14 protein-coding genes are annotated in these 15668 nt (G+C 70.2%); 9 read left to right on the top strand and 5 right to left on the bottom strand.

Annotated elements, in window-relative coordinates:
- Window positions 1-12 precede the first annotated feature (12 nt).
- On the bottom strand, window positions 13-825 hold the full coding sequence (locus tag ACFYQA_RS19830; RefSeq protein ID WP_388919227.1) for an SDR family NAD(P)-dependent oxidoreductase: 813 nt from the start codon (window positions 823-825) through the stop codon (window positions 13-15).
- A gap of 269 nt (window positions 826-1094) precedes the next feature.
- Window positions 1095-1472, bottom strand: a complete 378-nt coding sequence (locus ACFYQA_RS19825; RefSeq protein ID WP_388919224.1) for an ASCH domain-containing protein — start codon at window positions 1470-1472, stop codon at window positions 1095-1097.
- A 170-nt stretch (window positions 1473-1642) separates the two neighbouring features.
- On the opposite strand from ACFYQA_RS19825, the gene ACFYQA_RS19820 reads away from it, so the two are divergent.
- From ACFYQA_RS19820 to ACFYQA_RS19800, 5 genes are all read left to right on the top strand, one after another.
- Window positions 1643-2839, top strand: a complete 1197-nt coding sequence (locus tag ACFYQA_RS19820; protein WP_388919221.1) for a 4-hydroxybenzoate 3-monooxygenase — start codon at window positions 1643-1645, stop codon at window positions 2837-2839.
- On the top strand, window positions 2836-3024 hold the full coding sequence (locus ACFYQA_RS19815; protein ID WP_388919218.1) for a hypothetical protein: 189 nt from the start codon (window positions 2836-2838) through the stop codon (window positions 3022-3024). The genes ACFYQA_RS19820 and ACFYQA_RS19815 overlap by 4 nt, the downstream gene beginning before the upstream one ends.
- A 713-nt stretch (window positions 3025-3737) precedes the next feature.
- Window positions 3738-5081 (top strand): tol-pal system YbgF family protein, encoded by a 1344-nt coding sequence (locus ACFYQA_RS19810; RefSeq protein ID WP_388919215.1) that lies wholly within the window; start codon window positions 3738-3740, stop codon window positions 5079-5081.
- Between the two features lie 66 nt (window positions 5082-5147).
- Window positions 5148-5747, top strand: coding sequence for a DinB family protein (locus ACFYQA_RS19805; RefSeq protein ID WP_388919212.1), 600 nt, complete (start codon window positions 5148-5150; stop codon window positions 5745-5747).
- 53 nt (window positions 5748-5800) lie between these two features.
- On the top strand, window positions 5801-5986 hold the full coding sequence (locus ACFYQA_RS19800) for a hypothetical protein (RefSeq protein WP_388919209.1): 186 nt from the start codon (window positions 5801-5803) through the stop codon (window positions 5984-5986).
- Between the two features lie 25 nt (window positions 5987-6011).
- Here the strand turns inward: ACFYQA_RS19800 and ACFYQA_RS19795 are convergent, their stop codons facing one another.
- Both ACFYQA_RS19795 and ACFYQA_RS19790 read right to left on the bottom strand, forming a co-directional pair.
- Window positions 6012-6626, bottom strand: a complete 615-nt coding sequence (locus tag ACFYQA_RS19795; protein WP_388919206.1) for a TetR/AcrR family transcriptional regulator — start codon at window positions 6624-6626, stop codon at window positions 6012-6014.
- A 139-nt stretch (window positions 6627-6765) separates the two neighbouring features.
- Entirely contained in the window at window positions 6766-7224 is a 459-nt protein-coding gene (locus ACFYQA_RS19790) for an ATP-binding protein (RefSeq protein ID WP_388919203.1), read from the bottom strand.
- Between the two features lie 257 nt (window positions 7225-7481).
- Between ACFYQA_RS19790 and ACFYQA_RS19785 the strand changes: the two genes are divergently transcribed.
- The 4 genes from ACFYQA_RS19785 (at window position 7482) to ACFYQA_RS19770 (ending at window position 13166) form a co-directional block, all read left to right on the top strand.
- Entirely contained in the window at window positions 7482-8351 is an 870-nt protein-coding gene (locus ACFYQA_RS19785; RefSeq protein WP_388919200.1) for a helix-turn-helix domain-containing protein, read from the top strand.
- Window positions 8348-8578: a DUF397 domain-containing protein gene (locus ACFYQA_RS19780; protein WP_386395006.1), complete on the top strand. Its 231-nt coding sequence runs from the start codon at window positions 8348-8350 to the stop codon at window positions 8576-8578. Before ACFYQA_RS19785 ends, ACFYQA_RS19780 begins: the two co-directional genes overlap by 4 nt.
- A gap of 113 nt (window positions 8579-8691) precedes the next feature.
- The gene (locus tag ACFYQA_RS19775) at window positions 8692-9495 is read left to right on the top strand and encodes an SAM-dependent methyltransferase (RefSeq protein ID WP_388919197.1); all 804 of its coding nucleotides are present in this window, start codon (window positions 8692-8694) and stop codon (window positions 9493-9495) included.
- A gap of 395 nt (window positions 9496-9890) precedes the next feature.
- Window positions 9891-13166 carry a LamG-like jellyroll fold domain-containing protein gene (locus ACFYQA_RS19770; RefSeq protein WP_388919194.1) on the top strand — a complete coding sequence of 1092 codons (3276 nt, stop codon included), beginning with the start codon at window positions 9891-9893 and terminating at the stop codon, window positions 13164-13166.
- 182 nt (window positions 13167-13348) lie between these two features.
- Here ACFYQA_RS19770 and ACFYQA_RS19765 read toward each other — a convergent pair whose 3' ends face one another.
- Entirely contained in the window at window positions 13349-15637 is a 2289-nt protein-coding gene (locus ACFYQA_RS19765) for an AbfB domain-containing protein (protein WP_388919191.1), read from the bottom strand.
- Window positions 15638-15668 lie beyond the last annotated feature (31 nt).

Below are 15668 nucleotides of genomic sequence, written 5' to 3'. Positions count from 1 at the left end.
GCTGAGGGGGCGTCAGAGCATGAGGGCGCCGCCGGAGGGCGCCAGCGTCTGGCCGGTGTAGTGCCCCGCCGCGTCCGAGGCGAGGAAGAGGACCGTGCGGCCGATCTCGTCGGGCTCCGCCAGCCGCTTCAGCGGCTGGAGGGCGAGCAGCGCCTGGACGTGGTCGTCGCCGGACGCCGTGAGCATGGGGGTCCTGATGCCGGCCGGGGCGAGGGCGTTGACCCGGATGTCGAACGGGGCGAGTTCGGCCGCGACCGCCTTGGTGAGGCCCACGACCGCGGCCTTGGACGCCGGGTAGTAGGCGGGCATCGGCAGACCGATGAGCCCTGCCACGGAGGCGAAGTTGATGATCGAACCGCTGCCGCTCTCCTTCAGCAGCGGCACGGCGGCACGGATCGCGTAGAAGGTGCCGTTGAGGTTGATCGCGACGACCCGGTCGAAGTCCTCGTCGGAGATGCCGCTCAGGAACTCCGGGTGGTAGGTCTCACCGGTCTTGAAGGACTCGGTCATCCGGTGGTTGATCCCGTCCACCCACGCCTGCTTCTCCTTGTTCGGCGTGGCGACGCCGGCGGCGTTCACGAGGATGTGCAGCCGGCCGTGGTCCTCCCGGACCCGGTCGAAGACCCGGTTCACCGCGGCGGAGTCGGACACGTCCGCGGCATGGCCCCGAACCCGCTCCAGGCCGTCGAAGGCGCGGTCGAGGTTCTCCTGCCTCAGATCCATCCCGTAGACCGTGGCGCCGGCTCCCGCCAGGGCCTTCACGGCGGCCAGGCCCATGCCCGATGCCGCACCGGTCACGACCGCGATCCTGCCGTCGAGTTCCATAGTCGATCCCCTCGTCGTTGAGGTGTGGACCTGCCGAGTTGCGGCAGGCGCTGCCTCCCAGCGGGTGAAGTCCGGCCAACCTAACCAAGAATTTGACACCTGTCTAGATTCAGTTTCCGGGACGGACGGATGCCGGATCTCCACTGGTCCGAAGCGGAGGTCTGCTACGCCGGGGGCGAAGGCCGACCCACAGCAGGACACCGCCGCCCCCGCTGTGAGCAGGGACGGCGGTGTCGTCGGGAGGAGAGGACGAGGGATCGCCGGGAGTGTCAGGCGGCCCGCACCACCCGGAAGGTCAGGCACACGAGGGGAGTGCCGTCCTCCACCGGGGTGCCCTCGCGCTCCCAGAAGCGGCGATGGCCGGCCCGCCAGTCCTCGAGGGAAGCGTCGCCCTCGCCCTCGGCGGCGGCGTGCTCCCACGTGACCTCCGCGAAGGACGTCAGATCCACACCGGTGATCTCGATCGTGGCGACGGCACGGCCGTCGTCGGCCGGCAGGGCCAGCCGCTCACCGACGAACTCCAGCCCCTCGGTCTCCTCGACGTACTCGGCCGGCAGGCCGGTCGTGGCGGTCTTCCGTCCGGCCAGGACGAGAGAGTTCAGCTCGTCACGCAGTCCGTCCGGGGTGCCGAGTTCCAGTGCGCGCATACCGCCCACTCGTGGCCACATCTTCCTCATCGCCCTGCTTCATCAGCCGTGTGAAACACGGATCGCTCTTCAGCCGGCCATGACGGGTCGGGCCCGCGGCGGCCGATCCGTCTCCACCGGATGGAAGAGGCCCCTGGCCGGACGGCCAGGAGGGACGCAGAATGTCGGGCATGTCATCCTCGCGCGTCCGCAGCCGTACGCAGATCGGCATCGTCGGTGCCGGCCCCGCCGGGCTCATGCTCTCCCATCTGCTCGCCCGCGCCGGGATCGACTCCGTCGTGGTCGATCTGCGCAGCCGTCGCGAGATCGAGGAGACCCACCGCGCCGGGATTCTCGAGCAGGCCTCGGTCGACCTGCTGGCCGGCACCGGCGTCGGTGACCGGGTGCACCGGGACGGCCACCGCCACGACGGGATAGAGCTGGCCTTCGGCGGGGGCGCCCACCGGATCGACTTCCAGGGCCTGGTCGGCGCCTCGACCCAGCTCTACCCCCAGACGGACGTCTTCATCGACCTCGCCGACGCCCGCGAGCGCGACGGCGGCGACGTCCGGTTCGGCGTCACCGACGTATCGGTGGACGGCCTCACCTCCGACACCCCGGCCATGCGGTTCACCGACGCCGACGGCACCGCACACGAGATACGTGCCGACTTCCTGGTGGGCGCCGACGGGTCACGCAGCCTGTGCCGCCGCGAGGTGCCACAGGCCCGGCGCACGCAGTACTTCCGCGAGTATCCGTTCGCCTGGTTCGGCATCCTCGCCGAGGCGCCGCCCAGTGCTCCGGAACTGATCTACAACCACTCGCCGCGCGGCTTCGCGCTGATCAGCCGGCGCACCGAGACCGTCCAGCGGATGTACTTCCAGTGCGACCCCGCCGAGGACGCCGCCGCCTGGTCCGACGACCGGATCTGGGAGGAGCTGCAGTCCCGTGTGGGAGCCAACGGGCACACCCTCAAGGAGGGGCCGATCACCTCCAGGACGGTGCTCCCGTTCCGCAGCTTCGTCCAGGAGCCGATGCACCACGGACGGCTCGTGCTCGCCGGTGACGCCGCGCACACGGTGCCGCCGACCGGCGCCAAGGGCCTCAACCTGGCGCTCGCCGATGTGCGGGTCCTGGCCGAGGAACTCGAGCGAGCGGTCGCGAGCGGTGACACCGCCCCGCTGGAGACCTACAGCGAGCGGGCGCTCGGCCGGGTCTGGAAGGCCCAGCACTTCTCGTACTGGATGACCACGATGCTGCACACCCTGCCGGAAGCCACCCCGTTCGACGTACGGCGCCAGGAGGGCGAGCTGGCCTCGGTGACCGGCTCGACCGCGGGCTCGACCTACCTCGCCGAGGCCTACACCGGCTGGCCGGAAGGGCGATGACCAAGGTGCCGTCCCGCCGGGAACCGGCCACCGACCGGCTCGGGGAGGACGCCCCCGGCTCCCTCCCCGGCCGGGCGGGCGCACCCGGCACCGTGGGCTTTGGGCCCGAGAACGACGCCGTACGGCGACCGGCCGTCGACCACTTCCCCGTACGGAGTGACGACGGCCACCGCACCTGCTCCTGAGGACCCGCCGCCGCGCTGTGCGATCTGCGTCCCGAAGCCGACCGCGACGTCGTGCCGCCCACGGTCCTCCTTCACGGCACCGGCCGGTCCAGGGTGCCCGAGGACGAGGTGCTCCGGCGGCGGACATGCGGATCGCCCGTGAGGAGTGCTGTCGAGAACCTGGCCCGATACATCGCCTTCAAGTCGATCCGCCGTCGTACCGGCTGACACCTGGCCGCAGCGGCCCCGACGGGGAACCAGCCGGCCGGGGCGAAACGGTAACAAGGGAAACAAGGGCAACGGCCCTGCTGTGCAAGCTGGTTGGAGATGATTCAGTGCTGCCGCAGGGGTGCTGATCAATGCTGGAACGCGGTGGAATGGAGGTGCCGGGGAGGGCGAGGACGCCTTGGAGAGCCGGCCTGTGGAGGAAGCGGGAGCCGCGCGCGGCACTCCCGCCTGCCGGACGAGCCGTGACACGCCCGTCCCGCCCCGTACGACGCTCATCACCTGGGGGACCGATGACCTTTCCGCCGCCGCCCACCGGACCGGACGACGACCCGTCCGCGCCACCTGTGCCGACCGACCCCTCCGCACCACCGAAGCCGACCGAACCGCCCGCGCCGTCGATTCCGACCCGGCCGCCCGCACCTCCGCACAGCCCCGGGGTCCCACGGGATCTGCCGGGCCCGCCCGCCCACGACCCGCCGTGGCAGAGGACGTCGTTCCAGGATCCGGTGCGGCACGATCCGCTCGCGGTCGCTCTCGGCAACGCGTCCCTTCTGGGGGTGGGCTATCTGCTGGTGCGCCGCCACGGATTGTTCTGGACCGCCGCGGTGGTCACCTTCGCGCTGGTCTGGACGACGGTCGCGACCGCCGAGACCTGGAGCGAGGTGCTCCTGCTGCTGTGGTGGGCGGCGGTCGTGGCGCATGGATGGCTGCTCGCCCGGCGCCGGCGGGGCAGCCCGCGGACGGCGCAGCGCCTGGTCGCACTCAGCCTCTCCGTCGCGGTGCTGCTGGGCGTGGGGCTGCTGCGGTTCGACGCCCACGGCATCGAGGACGACATCGCCCGGGCACGCGCGGACGGCGACTGCGGGGCGGTGACCAAGGCTCAGGAACGGGTGTGGGCGGGGCACAGGCTCGCTGCGGCTCCGGTGGCGGCACGCGGCGACACGGCGGTCGACACCTGTGAGCGACTGGAGACGGCCGAAGCCCGGCTGACCGCCGGACTGAACGGCGACCAGGACGACCTGACCTCGGGCTTCCGCCTGCTGGCCTCGATCCTGGAGGAGGACTCCCGCAACGACGCCACGGTCGGGGCCTCCCTGGACCGTTTCCTGGACGGGCTGCCCACCGACGACGCCTGCGAGACGGTCCGGATCACGGACTGGCTCAGCGACCGGGAGTCCGAGCCGGGCCGGCAGGTCCTGGACCGCTCCTCCGAGACCGCCGACCGGCTCGCTCCGGCCGCGCTGATGGGCTGCGGCGACGCCCTGATGAGCACACAGGAGTGGTCGCAGGCGGAGTCCCGCTACCAGCGGCTGCTGGACGAGTACCCCGGCGACAGCCATGAGGGCCGGGCCCGCAAGGCGATCAGGAAGGCCGTGCTGGCCCTGCAACTGGACGAGGTACAGGAGTTGGTGCGCGAGAACCGTTACTGCGAGGCGCCGGCGAAGTACGAGGGGGCTCCGGCTCGCCGCGCAGGTTCCGGCCGGGCCCTGTTCCTGGGAGACAGCGAGCACTCGGGCAAGCTCCCCGGCGCCTGGCGGACCACCGACGCGGCAAAGGCCGCACTGGTGGTGTGCGTGGGCCGGCAGGACTTCGGAAGCGCCGTCCGCACCTGCCCCTACCGGAGTGAGACCAGCGGGCGGATCACCGACGTCACGTTCCGCAGGATCTCGCTCCCGGTGAAGGTGTACGCGCTGCGCACCGGCAAGCGCGTCGCCGACCGCACGGTGCAGATCAGCGGCTCCACCTGCCCGTCGCTCTTCTTCACCTACGGCGTCATTCCTTCGAACAAGTACGTCACGCCCTCGAAGTCCGACATCCGCAACGCGTTCTCCTCCGTCCTCGGACGATGACCCCGGCCGCCCTGGCCCTCGGCGCCGGACGCCCGGCTGTCAGTGCCCGGTGCGAGACTGCGGGACATGACGGAACCGAACCCGAAAGCGGACCTGACCCAATATCTGCAGGACGCCAGACAAGCCCTGGTGTGGAAGCTCGAAGGGCTCTCGGAGTACGACGTCCGCCGCCCGCTGACGCCCACCGGCACCAACCTGCTGGGGCTGGTCAAGCACGCCGCCGGAGTGGAACTGGGCTACTTCGGCGACGTGTTCGGCCGGCCGTTCTTCCCGCAGGATCCGCCGTCCTGGTGGTACACGGAGGAGGCCGAACCCAACGCGGACATGTGGGCCACCGCGGACGAGTCGCGCGAGGAGATCGTCGCGCTCTACCACCGGGCCTGGGAGCACGCGGACAGCACGTTCGCGGCACTCGCGCTCGACACCGTCGGCCACGTCCCCTGGTGGCCCCAGGAGCGGAGGGAGACCACGCTGCACCACCTCCTGGTGCGCGTGATCGCCGACACCCACCGGCACGCCGGCCAGGCGGACATCATGCGGGAGCTCATCGACGGGGCCGTCGGCTGGGGGAAGGGGGCGAGCGGCCTGCCGTCCGGTGACGCGGCCTGGTGGGAGGCCCACCGACGCCGACTGGAGCAGGCGGCGAGGGAGGCCGGCAACCGCTGACCGGCCGGGGAGTGAGGTCCGGCGGGCGGTGCCGGCACGACTGCGGAATCCCCGTGGTGCCGCTCAGCCGCAGCGGCGGCGCCCAGGTCGCCGTCGGCGCCGTCGGCGAACTGCACTGCTCCCACTGCGCCTCGACGAGGCGGACGGCGAACGCGCGGTCGACCATCCCGGCATTCTTCCACCCCGGCGAGGTCACAGCCGGTGCTTCATGGCTGCGGCAGGCCGGCACGGAAACGTAGCGGCGAGAAGGGACACCCACGAGCGTCAGTGCGGCTGCCGCAGCCCGGTGACGAGGAGGTCGACCAGTCGGCGTGCGTCGTAGCGGGGATCGCTGTCCGCGCCGATGCAGAGGTTCCCCACGCCGCGCATGAGCGCGTAGGCCTCCACGTCGGGGCGGATCTCACCGGCCGCGGCCGCAGCGGTGAGCAGTTGGGAGCACACGGGCACGAGCCGGTCGAGGAAGTAGACGTGCAGCGTCTCGAAGCCGGCGTTGTCGGACTGCAGCACACCGGCGAGTCCGTGCTTGGTGACCAGGAAGTCGACGAAGAGACCGATCCATTCCCGCAGCGCCGCGTACGGCGTCGCGCTGCTCTCCAGGAGGGCCGGGCCGGCCTCGGCGCCGGCCTCGACCTGGTGCCGGTAGACGGCGATGATGAGATCCGCCCGGGTCGGGAAGTGGCGGTAGATCGTGCCCACCCCGACACCGGCCTCGGCCGCGATGTCGCGCACCGGCGCATCCACGCCCGACGTGACGAAGACGGTGGCCGCCGCGTCGAGCAACGCCTTCTCGTTGCGCCGGGCGTCCGTCCGCTTGGGCCGGCCCGCGCGCCCCGCTTCTTTGCTGCCGCTGCCGTCGGTGTCGCTCACCGTGTCGCTCACCGCGTCACTCCCTCCGCTGCCGGACCTGCTGTACGGAACGTGGTTCCGTACCCTCATTCCGGAGCGGAGTTCCGTTTGGTCCATGATGTCAGAGTGCGGGCCGGGCGGCGACAACCGGCCGGGCGGACCGGCTGTGGGCTCAGGGCCGGGTCGTGCGCAGCGTCGCCCATACGGTCCGGCCGTCCCCGTACTCGGCGACCTCCACCCCCCAGCGCTCCGACACCGCCTTGACCAGCAGCAGCCCGCGTCCGACCTCGTCCCGGGCATCGGCCCGTCGCGTCCGGGGCACGGACGGACCGCTGCCGTCGTCCGTGACCTGGATCAGCACCAGGTCCGGCGTGGCTCCCAGGGTGCAGGCGACTCTCCGGCTGCTCGTGTGGAGGACGGCGTTGGTGAGGAGCTCACTCACCACGAGGGCCGCTGTGTCGCAGGTGTCCGGGACGACGCCCCAGACGCCGAGCTGCTCCGTCACGAGGTGACGGGCCCTCCCGACGGTTCTGCGGTCGGAGGGCAGGAAGTAGGCGGCCCGGCAGGCGGCGCCGCCGAGGTCGGGGGGAGGGGTGCCACCGGCCGTGGGGGTGGCGTCGGTTAAGGCCACGAACGATTCCTAACGTGGGGGAACACCGGATGCCGTGCGCTGGGGGGAGCGGTCATGACAGGTGTCCACGTGGCCACGCGTAGCCGGCGCCTGGCGTGCGGTCCGGAGAAACCTGGTCACCCCGTCACTATGGTTGCCCCGCGACTGCCCTGGCAACCCATCACTTTGCACAGTGCACAACCTTGCTGTTCACCTGTCCGCGGGGTGGGGCCCGTGGCAGACTGCTCGGCGATCGGCCGTTCGAGGAGGCATGCGACGTGAGCGCACCGCGGTCGGCCCCGACCGTGCTTCAGATGGTGCTGGGCAGACGGCTCCAGGAACTGCGGCGGGCCAAGGGCCTCTCGGCACAGGACGTCGGTGCCAGGCTGCGCCAGGCCCACACCACGGTCACCAGGATGGAGCAGGCCAAGGTCACCCTGAAGTGGGCCACGGTCAAGGCGCTGTTGGAGATCTACGGCGTACCGGAGGACGAGGCCCGGGAGTTCCTCGCCCTGACCGACCAGGCCAACCAGCCCGGCTGGTGGAAGAGTTACCGTGATGCCCTGCCGGACTGGTTCGCGGTGCACGTCAGCTTGGAGAACTCGGCCACCCACATACGGGGCTACGAACCCCATGTCGTCCCGGGACTCCTCCAGACCGAGGACTATGCCCGCGACGTCCTGAGGCTGAGCCGGCCCCACCCGACGCCGGAGGAACTGACCCGGCGTGTGGCACTGCGGATGGAGCGTCAGGCGCTGCTCACCCGCCGGAGCCCGGCTGCGCCCCGGCTGTGGATCGTCATGGACGAGACCGTCCTGCGGCGACCGGCCGACGGACACGAGGTCATGAAGGCCCAGATCGACCGTCTGATCGAGGTGACGGACCTGTCGAACGTCACGCTTCAGGTGCTGTCCTTCACCGCCGGACTGCACCCGGGCGCCTTCGGCCCCTTCACCCTCTTCCGTCTTCCGATGCCGGATTTCCCGGACATCGTCGGCACGGACAACCTCGGCGGCGCCCAGTACAGCGAAGATCGGAGGGAAGTCGCTCTGCACCGTGAGGTGCTCGACCGGATGAGTGCCCAAGCCATGTCCAAGGGGCGCACCAGGGAATTCCTTTCGGACGTCCGCAAGGAGTGGGAACGATGAAGCACACGATGAACGCCACAGGTGATCTGGGAACCGAAGGATGGCACAAACCGTGGAGCGGCAGCAATAACGGAAACTGTGTCGAGGTGAAGAAACTCGGCGGGGGGAGAGTGGCACTGAGGCAGTCGACGGACCCCGACGGCCCCGCCCTCATCTGCACCACCGCCGCGATCGCCGAACTGGTCAGAGCGGCCAAGTCGGGAGCGGTCGACTTCCTCGTCGCCTGAGACCTGCCGGGAACATGCCGGGGCGCGTCCCTTCATGAGCGCACTGAAGCGTACTGATCAGTACCAGCTGAACGAAACGAATCACCATGCCGATGCCGTAGCGGAGGAATGAAGTGACAGACGCGGGATTCAACGCGGACGACATCGACACCAGTAAACCCCAGTCGGCTCGAATGTACGATTACTTCCTCGAGGGAAAGGACAACTATCCCGTCGACTGGGAAGCCGCCGAGAAGGTGATCTCCTTTTTCCCCGCGGTGAAGGAAATGGCGCGGGTCAACCGCGACTTCATGCACCGGGCCGCCCGGCTGCTCGCGGAGCGGGGCGTCCGTCAGTTCCTCGACATCGGCACGGGAATACCCACCGAACCCAATCTCCACCAGATCGTCCAGAGAGTCACGCCCGAGGCCCGCGTGGTGTACGCGGACAACGACCCGATCGTCCTCAGGCATTCCGAGGCGCTCCTGCACAGCACGCCGGAGGGCGGCACCGCCTACATACAGGCCGACGCGAGGGAGCCGGAGAAGATCCTCGCGGCGGCGAGGGAGACCCTCGACTTCGAGCAGCCGGTCACCCTGTCCTTGGTGGCTCTGCTGCACCTGGTGGCAGAGGAGGACGATCCCTACCGGATCGTGTCCGAACTGCTCAAGTCCCTTGCTCCCGGCAGCTATCTGGCTCTCTCCCACGCGACAGGAGACTTCGACGCCGAGACCTGGGAGCGCGTCGTCGAGGTCTACCGCAAGGGAGGGACCTCCGCCCAGGTCCGGTCACGCGACGAGTTCGCCAGGTTCTTCACGGGACTCGAGTTGATCGACCCCGGCATAGAGCTCGCGGAGCGCTGGCACCCGGAGCCCGGGGAGCAGCACGGCCGAAGTGAGCAGATCCCGCTGTACGTCGGGGTCGCCCGCATTCCCTGAGTTCTGCGCCGCGACCCGCCACAGTCCTTCGTGGCCCGCCGCAGCACCCCGCCCCCTCCGGGCCGGGGAGGCAGTGGCAGCCCGCCTCGAACATACTCCCGTTGCATACCCCCTCGCGCGCCCGCGAAGACCGTCGGCCCCGTCGAGGCGGCACCGGTTTCCGACGGGCGGCCGGCTGTGCGCGAGGTCTGGACAGCCGCCGGGTGACGTGTTGTCATTCCGCTGCACAGTGAATTTCCAACGTTGAAAGGATCCGGGTCGTCGCAGCGCCGGTTCCGTGTCGTACCGGCGGGTCCGCGCCGACCGCCGGTGAACACCCCCCGCCGGTAAGGCCGTTCAACTGATGCAGTCCCGTTTCGTCCTGTCTCCATGCCCCCTGCGCGAGGAAAGGTTCGATGACAAGACAACACACCCGCCCGAGAGCCCGGTGGTGGGCTCTGCTGACCGCCGCGGCCCTGGTCCTGCCCACGAGTGCCGCGGTTCCCGCCGCGGCGGCCGCGGAACCCGCGAGCAGCAGCACGTCCGCGCGTACCGTCGGCACGGCAGCCGATGCCGCCGTCGAGCAGCACGGCTTGAAGGGCGAGTACTTCAGCATGTCCGCGCCGGGAGCCAGGGACTTCGCCGAGCTCGGCGGGACCCTCCTGGAACCGCAGATCAACTTCTCCGGCCTGACGAGTACCTTCGAGGAACTGACCGGGAGGACGGAGCACACGACCGCCCGCTGGACGGGGCAGATCGAGGCACCGGCGACCGGCGACTACACGTTCTACGCCACCGGCGACAACGGATTCCGCCTCTTCGTCGACGACAAGCCGGTCATCGACCACTGGGAGCCGGACTGGGACAGGGAACAGACCAGCGAGCCGATCAGGCTGGCCGCCGGTGAGAAGCACACCTTCCGGCTGGAGATGTTCCAGGACCTCGGCGGGTCGAACATGTTCCTGCGCTGGTCGAGCCCGACGACACCCAAGCAACTCGTCCCCGAGTCGGCGTTCACACCGCCCGCCGGCTTCGAGGTCTTTCCGGTGGACCTGTCGGTCGCCGAGGACGGGAAGCGGCTGCGCGCCCGCTTCGAGGAACGGGTCGGCGACCTCGACGAGGTCGCGGGGCACCTGAAGATCGAGGCCGACACGACCGCCATGCCGGTCACGTCGGTGAAGGCCGTACCCGGCGACCGTACCTCCCTCCTCGTCACGCTCTCGAAGCCCATCCAGAAGAACCAACAGGTTCGGTTCACCTACGACGGCGAAGGCGGGCTGACGGCAGGTGGCAAGACCGTGCCCCGGATCGTCCGCTACGCCACGAACGCCTCCGGTCACCGGCTCACCACACCGTGGGGCGACAAGCTGGACAGGAAGGACCCGCTGCCGGAGCACCCCCGTCCGCAGCAGGTGCGCTCCCAGTGGAAGAACCTCAACGGCACCTGGCAGTTCAGCGGCGCGAAGGCGGGCGAGCAGCCGGTCTTCGGCAGGAACCTGGACGAGAAGATCACCGTGCCGTTCCCCGTCGAGTCCCAGTTGTCCGGGCTCGAACGGCACGAGGACCACATGTTCTACCGCAAGCTCGTCGAGGTGCCGAAGAACTGGAAGGTCGGCCAGGGCAAGCGACTGAAGCTCCACTTCGGCGCCGTGGACTACCAGGCCCGCGTCTGGGTCAACGGCAAGAAGGTCGCCGAACACACCGGTGGATACACCGCGTTCAGCGCCGACATCACCGACGCGCTCAAGGGCAGGGGCGCGCAGGAGGTCGTGGTCGCGGTCACCGACACCGGCGGCGCCGACCAGCCGACGGGCAAGCAGCACACCCATCCCAGCGGCATCTTCTACACCCAGTCGTCCGGGATCTGGCAGACGGTCTGGATGGAGCCCGTCGCCGACACGGCCATTGACAACGTCGTCACCACGCCCGACATCGACACCAGCAGTCTGGCGGTGACCGTCGAGTCCGAGGGTGCCTCCACGAAGGCGCGCGTGGAGGCCGTCGCCCGCGACGCCCGGGGGAAGGTCGTCGGCAAGGCCAGCGGGCCCGCCAACCGCCGGCTCCACCTCCCCGTGAAGAAACAACACTTGTGGAGCCCCGACGACCCCTACCTCTACGACCTCGACGTCAGGCTGACCGACGGCAGGTCGGCCGACAGGGTCGGCAGCTACTTCGGCATGCGCGAGATCGGGATCGAGGAGGTCGGCGGCTACCAGAAGCTGGTGCTCAACGGGAAGCCCGTCTTCTCCCTCGCCACCCTCGACCAGGGCTTCTGGCCCGACGGCCTCTACACCGCCCCCAGCGACAAGGCGCTGGCCTTCGACCTCGAGGCGCACAAGAAGCTCGGGTTCAACGCCGTCCGCAAGCACATCAAGGTGGAGCCGGCGCGCTGGTTCTACCACGCCGACAAGCTCGGCCTGCTGGTCTGGCAGGACTTCGTCTCCGGGAACATCACCAACGAGACCGGGCAGAAGGCCTTCGTCGACCAGGGCCGCGAGATGATGCGCCAGCACCACAACTCGCCCTCGGTCATCGGCTGGATCGTCTTCAACGAGGGCTGGGGCGAGTGGAACCGCGAGGAGAGCGGTCGCATCGCCGAGTCGGTGAAGGCCGCCGACCCCTCCCGCGTCGTCAACGCCCACAGCGGTGTCAACTGCTGCAACTCCAAGGGCGACTCGGGCAAGGGCGACATCATCGACCACCACGACTACAACAACGACGACCCGCCGTTCCCCGACCACCGGGCGGCCATGGACGGCGAGCACGGCGGCTTCACCCTGCGCGCCCCGGGCCACATGTGGCCGGGCACGCCGACGGTGATCTACAGCGGAGTCGCCGACAAGGAGGCGCTGACCCGCAAGTACGTGGAGAACACCGAGCGGTTCTACCTCGACCAGGCCGCCGCCGAACTCTCCGGTTCGGTGTACACACAGGTCACCGACCTGGAGAACGAGCTCAACGGCCTCTACACCTACGACCGCCGGGAGATCAAGGTCGACCCGGTCCGGGTGCGCGAGGCCAACCGCAAGGTGATCGCGGCCGGCGCCGCCGCGGGCGAGCGGGAGCAGCTGAAGGGCGGCGGCCACTGGACCCTCGACGAGGGCACCGGCACGACCGCGAAGGACGGCGGCCCCAACGGCAAGCCCCTGACGCTCACCGAGGGCGCCGGCTGGACCCCCGGCGTCAACGGCAGCGCGCTCGAGTTCGACGGGCAGGGGCAGCACGCCGAGACCGACGGCCCCGTGCTCGACACCACCGGCAGCTACTCCGTCGCCGGCTGGGTCAGGCTCGACTCGCTCCCCGGCAACTACGCCACCGCGATCAGTCAGGACGGGCGGCGACAGGCCAGCCCGTTCTACCTGCAGTACGGGCAGGGCGCCTTCGCCTTCAGCACCCCCGACGGGAAGCGCGCCCGGCTGGAGACGAAGCCGGACACGGGCCGCTGGTACCACCTCGTCGGTGTCCGTGACGACGCGCGGGGCGAGATCGACCTCTACGTCGACGGCGAACCGGCGGCGACCTCCACCGCCGGCCCCGCCTACGTCGGCACCGGACCGCTCGCCGTGGGCCGCGCCCAGTGGAACGGCGGCGACACCGACTTCTGGGACGGCGCGGTGGACGAGGTCCACGCGTACGACAGGGCACTCACCGCCGAGGAGGTGAGCGCCCTGCACGACCGGGAGAAGCCGTAGTCGGGGCGCCGGCGGGCACGGATGACCGTGCCCGCCGGCGCCACCCCGGGGATAGCGGAAAGGTGCGGGTGCCGTCCGGCACCCGCACCTTCCGTCCGCCGGGGGAGCACCGGCCCGGGAACGCGTGGGCGGCGACGAGCCGAGGACCGCCGCCACCCCTCACCCGGGGCGCCGCACACCGCTCACGGCGCCCAGGGCGCCGTCACGGTCCAGGTCGTGTCCTCCGCGAACAGGGCGGGATTGTCCCAGGTGTGTGTACCGCCCGGGGTCGCCAGCCACAACCGGGCGTCGTAGTGGCGAAGATACTGCTCGGGGAAGTTGTAGGCGGAGAGCCGCACCGCCCCGTTCGCGCCGCGCACCGGGCAGAAGGTGGCGTCCGCCCGGAACAGGTCGCCGCTGCCGGACTCCTTGTACACGCGGTACTCGCGGTGGCGCAGATATTCGCCGGGATAGTTCCGCGACTCGAACGAGTAGCAGGAGCCGTCAGCGAGACCGGGGACGATCCTCCAGGTGGCGTCGTTCTTCAGCAACGCGCTGCTGCCGCCGTCCACGGCCTCGGTGAACACCGCGCCGTCCTGGTGGCGCACGTACCGGTTCGTCAGCCCCGGCGTCGTCACGCCGAGAGACCGGTGCTGACCGGTCGGCAGGGTGACGGGTGCCGCCGGCGAGCGGGACGCCTCGATCAGGGCCCGGTTGGCGGCCCTGATCCGCGCCTCGTCCACCTTCACGACCTGACGGTCGTAGGTGAGCAGGCCGTTGGCCTCTTTCTCCACGTCGGTGATCTCGGTGTAGACCGCGCCGGACAGGCCCCGCTCCAGCCGCACCTCGCGGATCGCGTCCAGCAGGCCGACGAACCGGTTGCCGAGGTGGGCCGCGTCGGGCTGGTCCTCGTAGCTGAAGCCGCCGCCGGGATACCACTCGTGACCGGACACCTTCAGGCCCAGGCCGCCGTACTCGCCGAGAACGGCCGCACGGCCTGCGTCGGGCACCGTGGTGCCGGGACCGACGTAGACATGGTGGTCGACGACGTCCCCGTTGCCGCCGTCGACGGAGCCGCAGCAGTTGACACCGCTCATATTGTTCACCAGACGGGACGGGTCGTACGCCTTCACCTCGTTCGCGATGCGGGCCTGGTCGTACTGGCCCCAGCCCTCGTTCTGGTTGACCCACATCACCACCGAGGGCGAGCTGCGGTGCTGGTCGATGACGCGGTCGTACTCGGCCTCCCACTGGGTACGGGCGGCCGCGTCCGGTGTGCGCAGGTCCATGGACGGCATGTCCTGCCACACCAGCAGGCCGAGCCGGTCCGCGTGGTAGAACCAGCGCTGCGGCTCCACCTTGATGTGCTTGCGGACCATGTTGAAGCCGAGGTCCTTGTGTTTTTGCAGGTCGTACCGGAGGGCGGCGTCGCTGGGCGCGGTGTAGATGCCGTCCGGCCAGTAGCCCTGGTCCAGGGTGCCGGACTGGAAGACGAACTCGCCGTTGAGGACGGGACGCAGGACACCGCCGACGCGCGCGATGCCGACGGAGCGCATCCCGGTGTAGCTGCCGACGGAGTCGGCCACCGTGCCGCCGGAGAGCAGATCCGCCCGTACGTCGTAGAGGAAGGGATCGTCCGGGGTCCACCGCCGGGCGGAGGGCACCGGCACGGTGAACTCGCTGCCCACGGGGCCGGTGGCGGTGCCCACCGCACTGCCGCCGGCGGAGACCGTGATCCGGGCCTGGTGGCCGTTCGTCCCGGCGCCCCGCACCGTGACCTTGAGCCGGTTGTTCACCAGGTCGGGAACCATGTCGAGGCGGGTGATGTGCGCGGGCGCCGTGGGCTCGAGCCACACCGTCTGCCAGATGCCGGACGCGGCGGTGTAGAAGATGCCGCCGCCCGGATGCGGTGTCACGTCGTTGATCCGCTGCTTGCCCACGGCCTGACCGCCGGTCTGGGTCGGATCCCACACGGAGACGACGACGGTGTTGGTGCCACTGCCGAGCAGGTCGGTGATGTCGTAGGAGAAGGCGTCGAAGCCGCCGCTGTGCGGCGCACCGGCCTGCCGGTCGTTGACCCACACGGTCGTACGCCAGTCACTGGCGCCGAAGTGGAGCTGCACACGGCGGCCGTTCCAGCCGGACGGCACGGTGAAGGTGCGCTTGTACCAGAGCTTGTCGTTCTGTGTGATCCGGCGCTGGATGCCGGACAGGGCGGACTCGGCCACGAACGGCACCCGGATCTGCTCGGTGAACGACGCCGGCCGGCCGGCGTCGGCCGAGGTGACGGCGAAGTCCCAGATGCCGTTGAGATTGGCCCAGTCGGGGCGGGTGAGCTGGGGGCGAGGATACTCGGGCAGGGGTGTGTCGACGGGGACCTGGTGGGTCCAGGGGGTGGTCATCGGCGCGGGTTTGGGCGTCCACGCCTGGGGTGCGGCAGTAGCGGTGGCGGACCCGGTGAGGGCCGCGGAGCCGAACAGAGCCAGCACCATCAGCGCGGTGGTGACCCACCACCGCCGGTGT

It is taken from the genome of Streptomyces sp. NPDC005774 (genome assembly GCF_042871645.1).
Classification (GTDB): Bacteria; Actinomycetota; Actinomycetes; order Streptomycetales; family Streptomycetaceae; genus Streptomyces; species Streptomyces pratens.
The sequence above is the reverse complement of the archived record's forward strand: the minus strand, read 5'-3'. Positions and strand labels throughout refer to the sequence as shown.

Excerpts from the sequence above, each read along its gene's own strand:
- ACFYQA_RS19830 (WP_388919227.1), bottom strand. The coding sequence starts at position 825 with ATGGAACTCGACGGCAGGATCGCGGTCGTGACCGGTGCGGCATCGGGC.
- ACFYQA_RS19825 (WP_388919224.1), bottom strand. The coding sequence starts at position 1,472 with ATGCGCGCACTGGAACTCGGCACCCCGGACGGACTGCGTGACGAGCTG.
- ACFYQA_RS19820 (WP_388919221.1), top strand. The coding sequence starts at position 1,643 with ATGTCATCCTCGCGCGTCCGCAGCCGTACGCAGATCGGCATCGTCGGT.
- ACFYQA_RS19815 (WP_388919218.1), top strand. The coding sequence starts at position 2,836 with ATGACCAAGGTGCCGTCCCGCCGGGAACCGGCCACCGACCGGCTCGGG.
- ACFYQA_RS19805 (WP_388919212.1), top strand. The coding sequence starts at position 5,148 with ATGACGGAACCGAACCCGAAAGCGGACCTGACCCAATATCTGCAGGAC.
- ACFYQA_RS19780 (WP_386395006.1), top strand. The coding sequence starts at position 8,348 with ATGAAGCACACGATGAACGCCACAGGTGATCTGGGAACCGAAGGATGG.
- ACFYQA_RS19770 (WP_388919194.1), top strand. The coding sequence starts at position 9,891 with ATGACAAGACAACACACCCGCCCGAGAGCCCGGTGGTGGGCTCTGCTG.
- ACFYQA_RS19765 (WP_388919191.1), bottom strand. The coding sequence starts at position 15,637 with ATGGTGCTGGCTCTGTTCGGCTCCGCGGCCCTCACCGGGTCCGCCACC.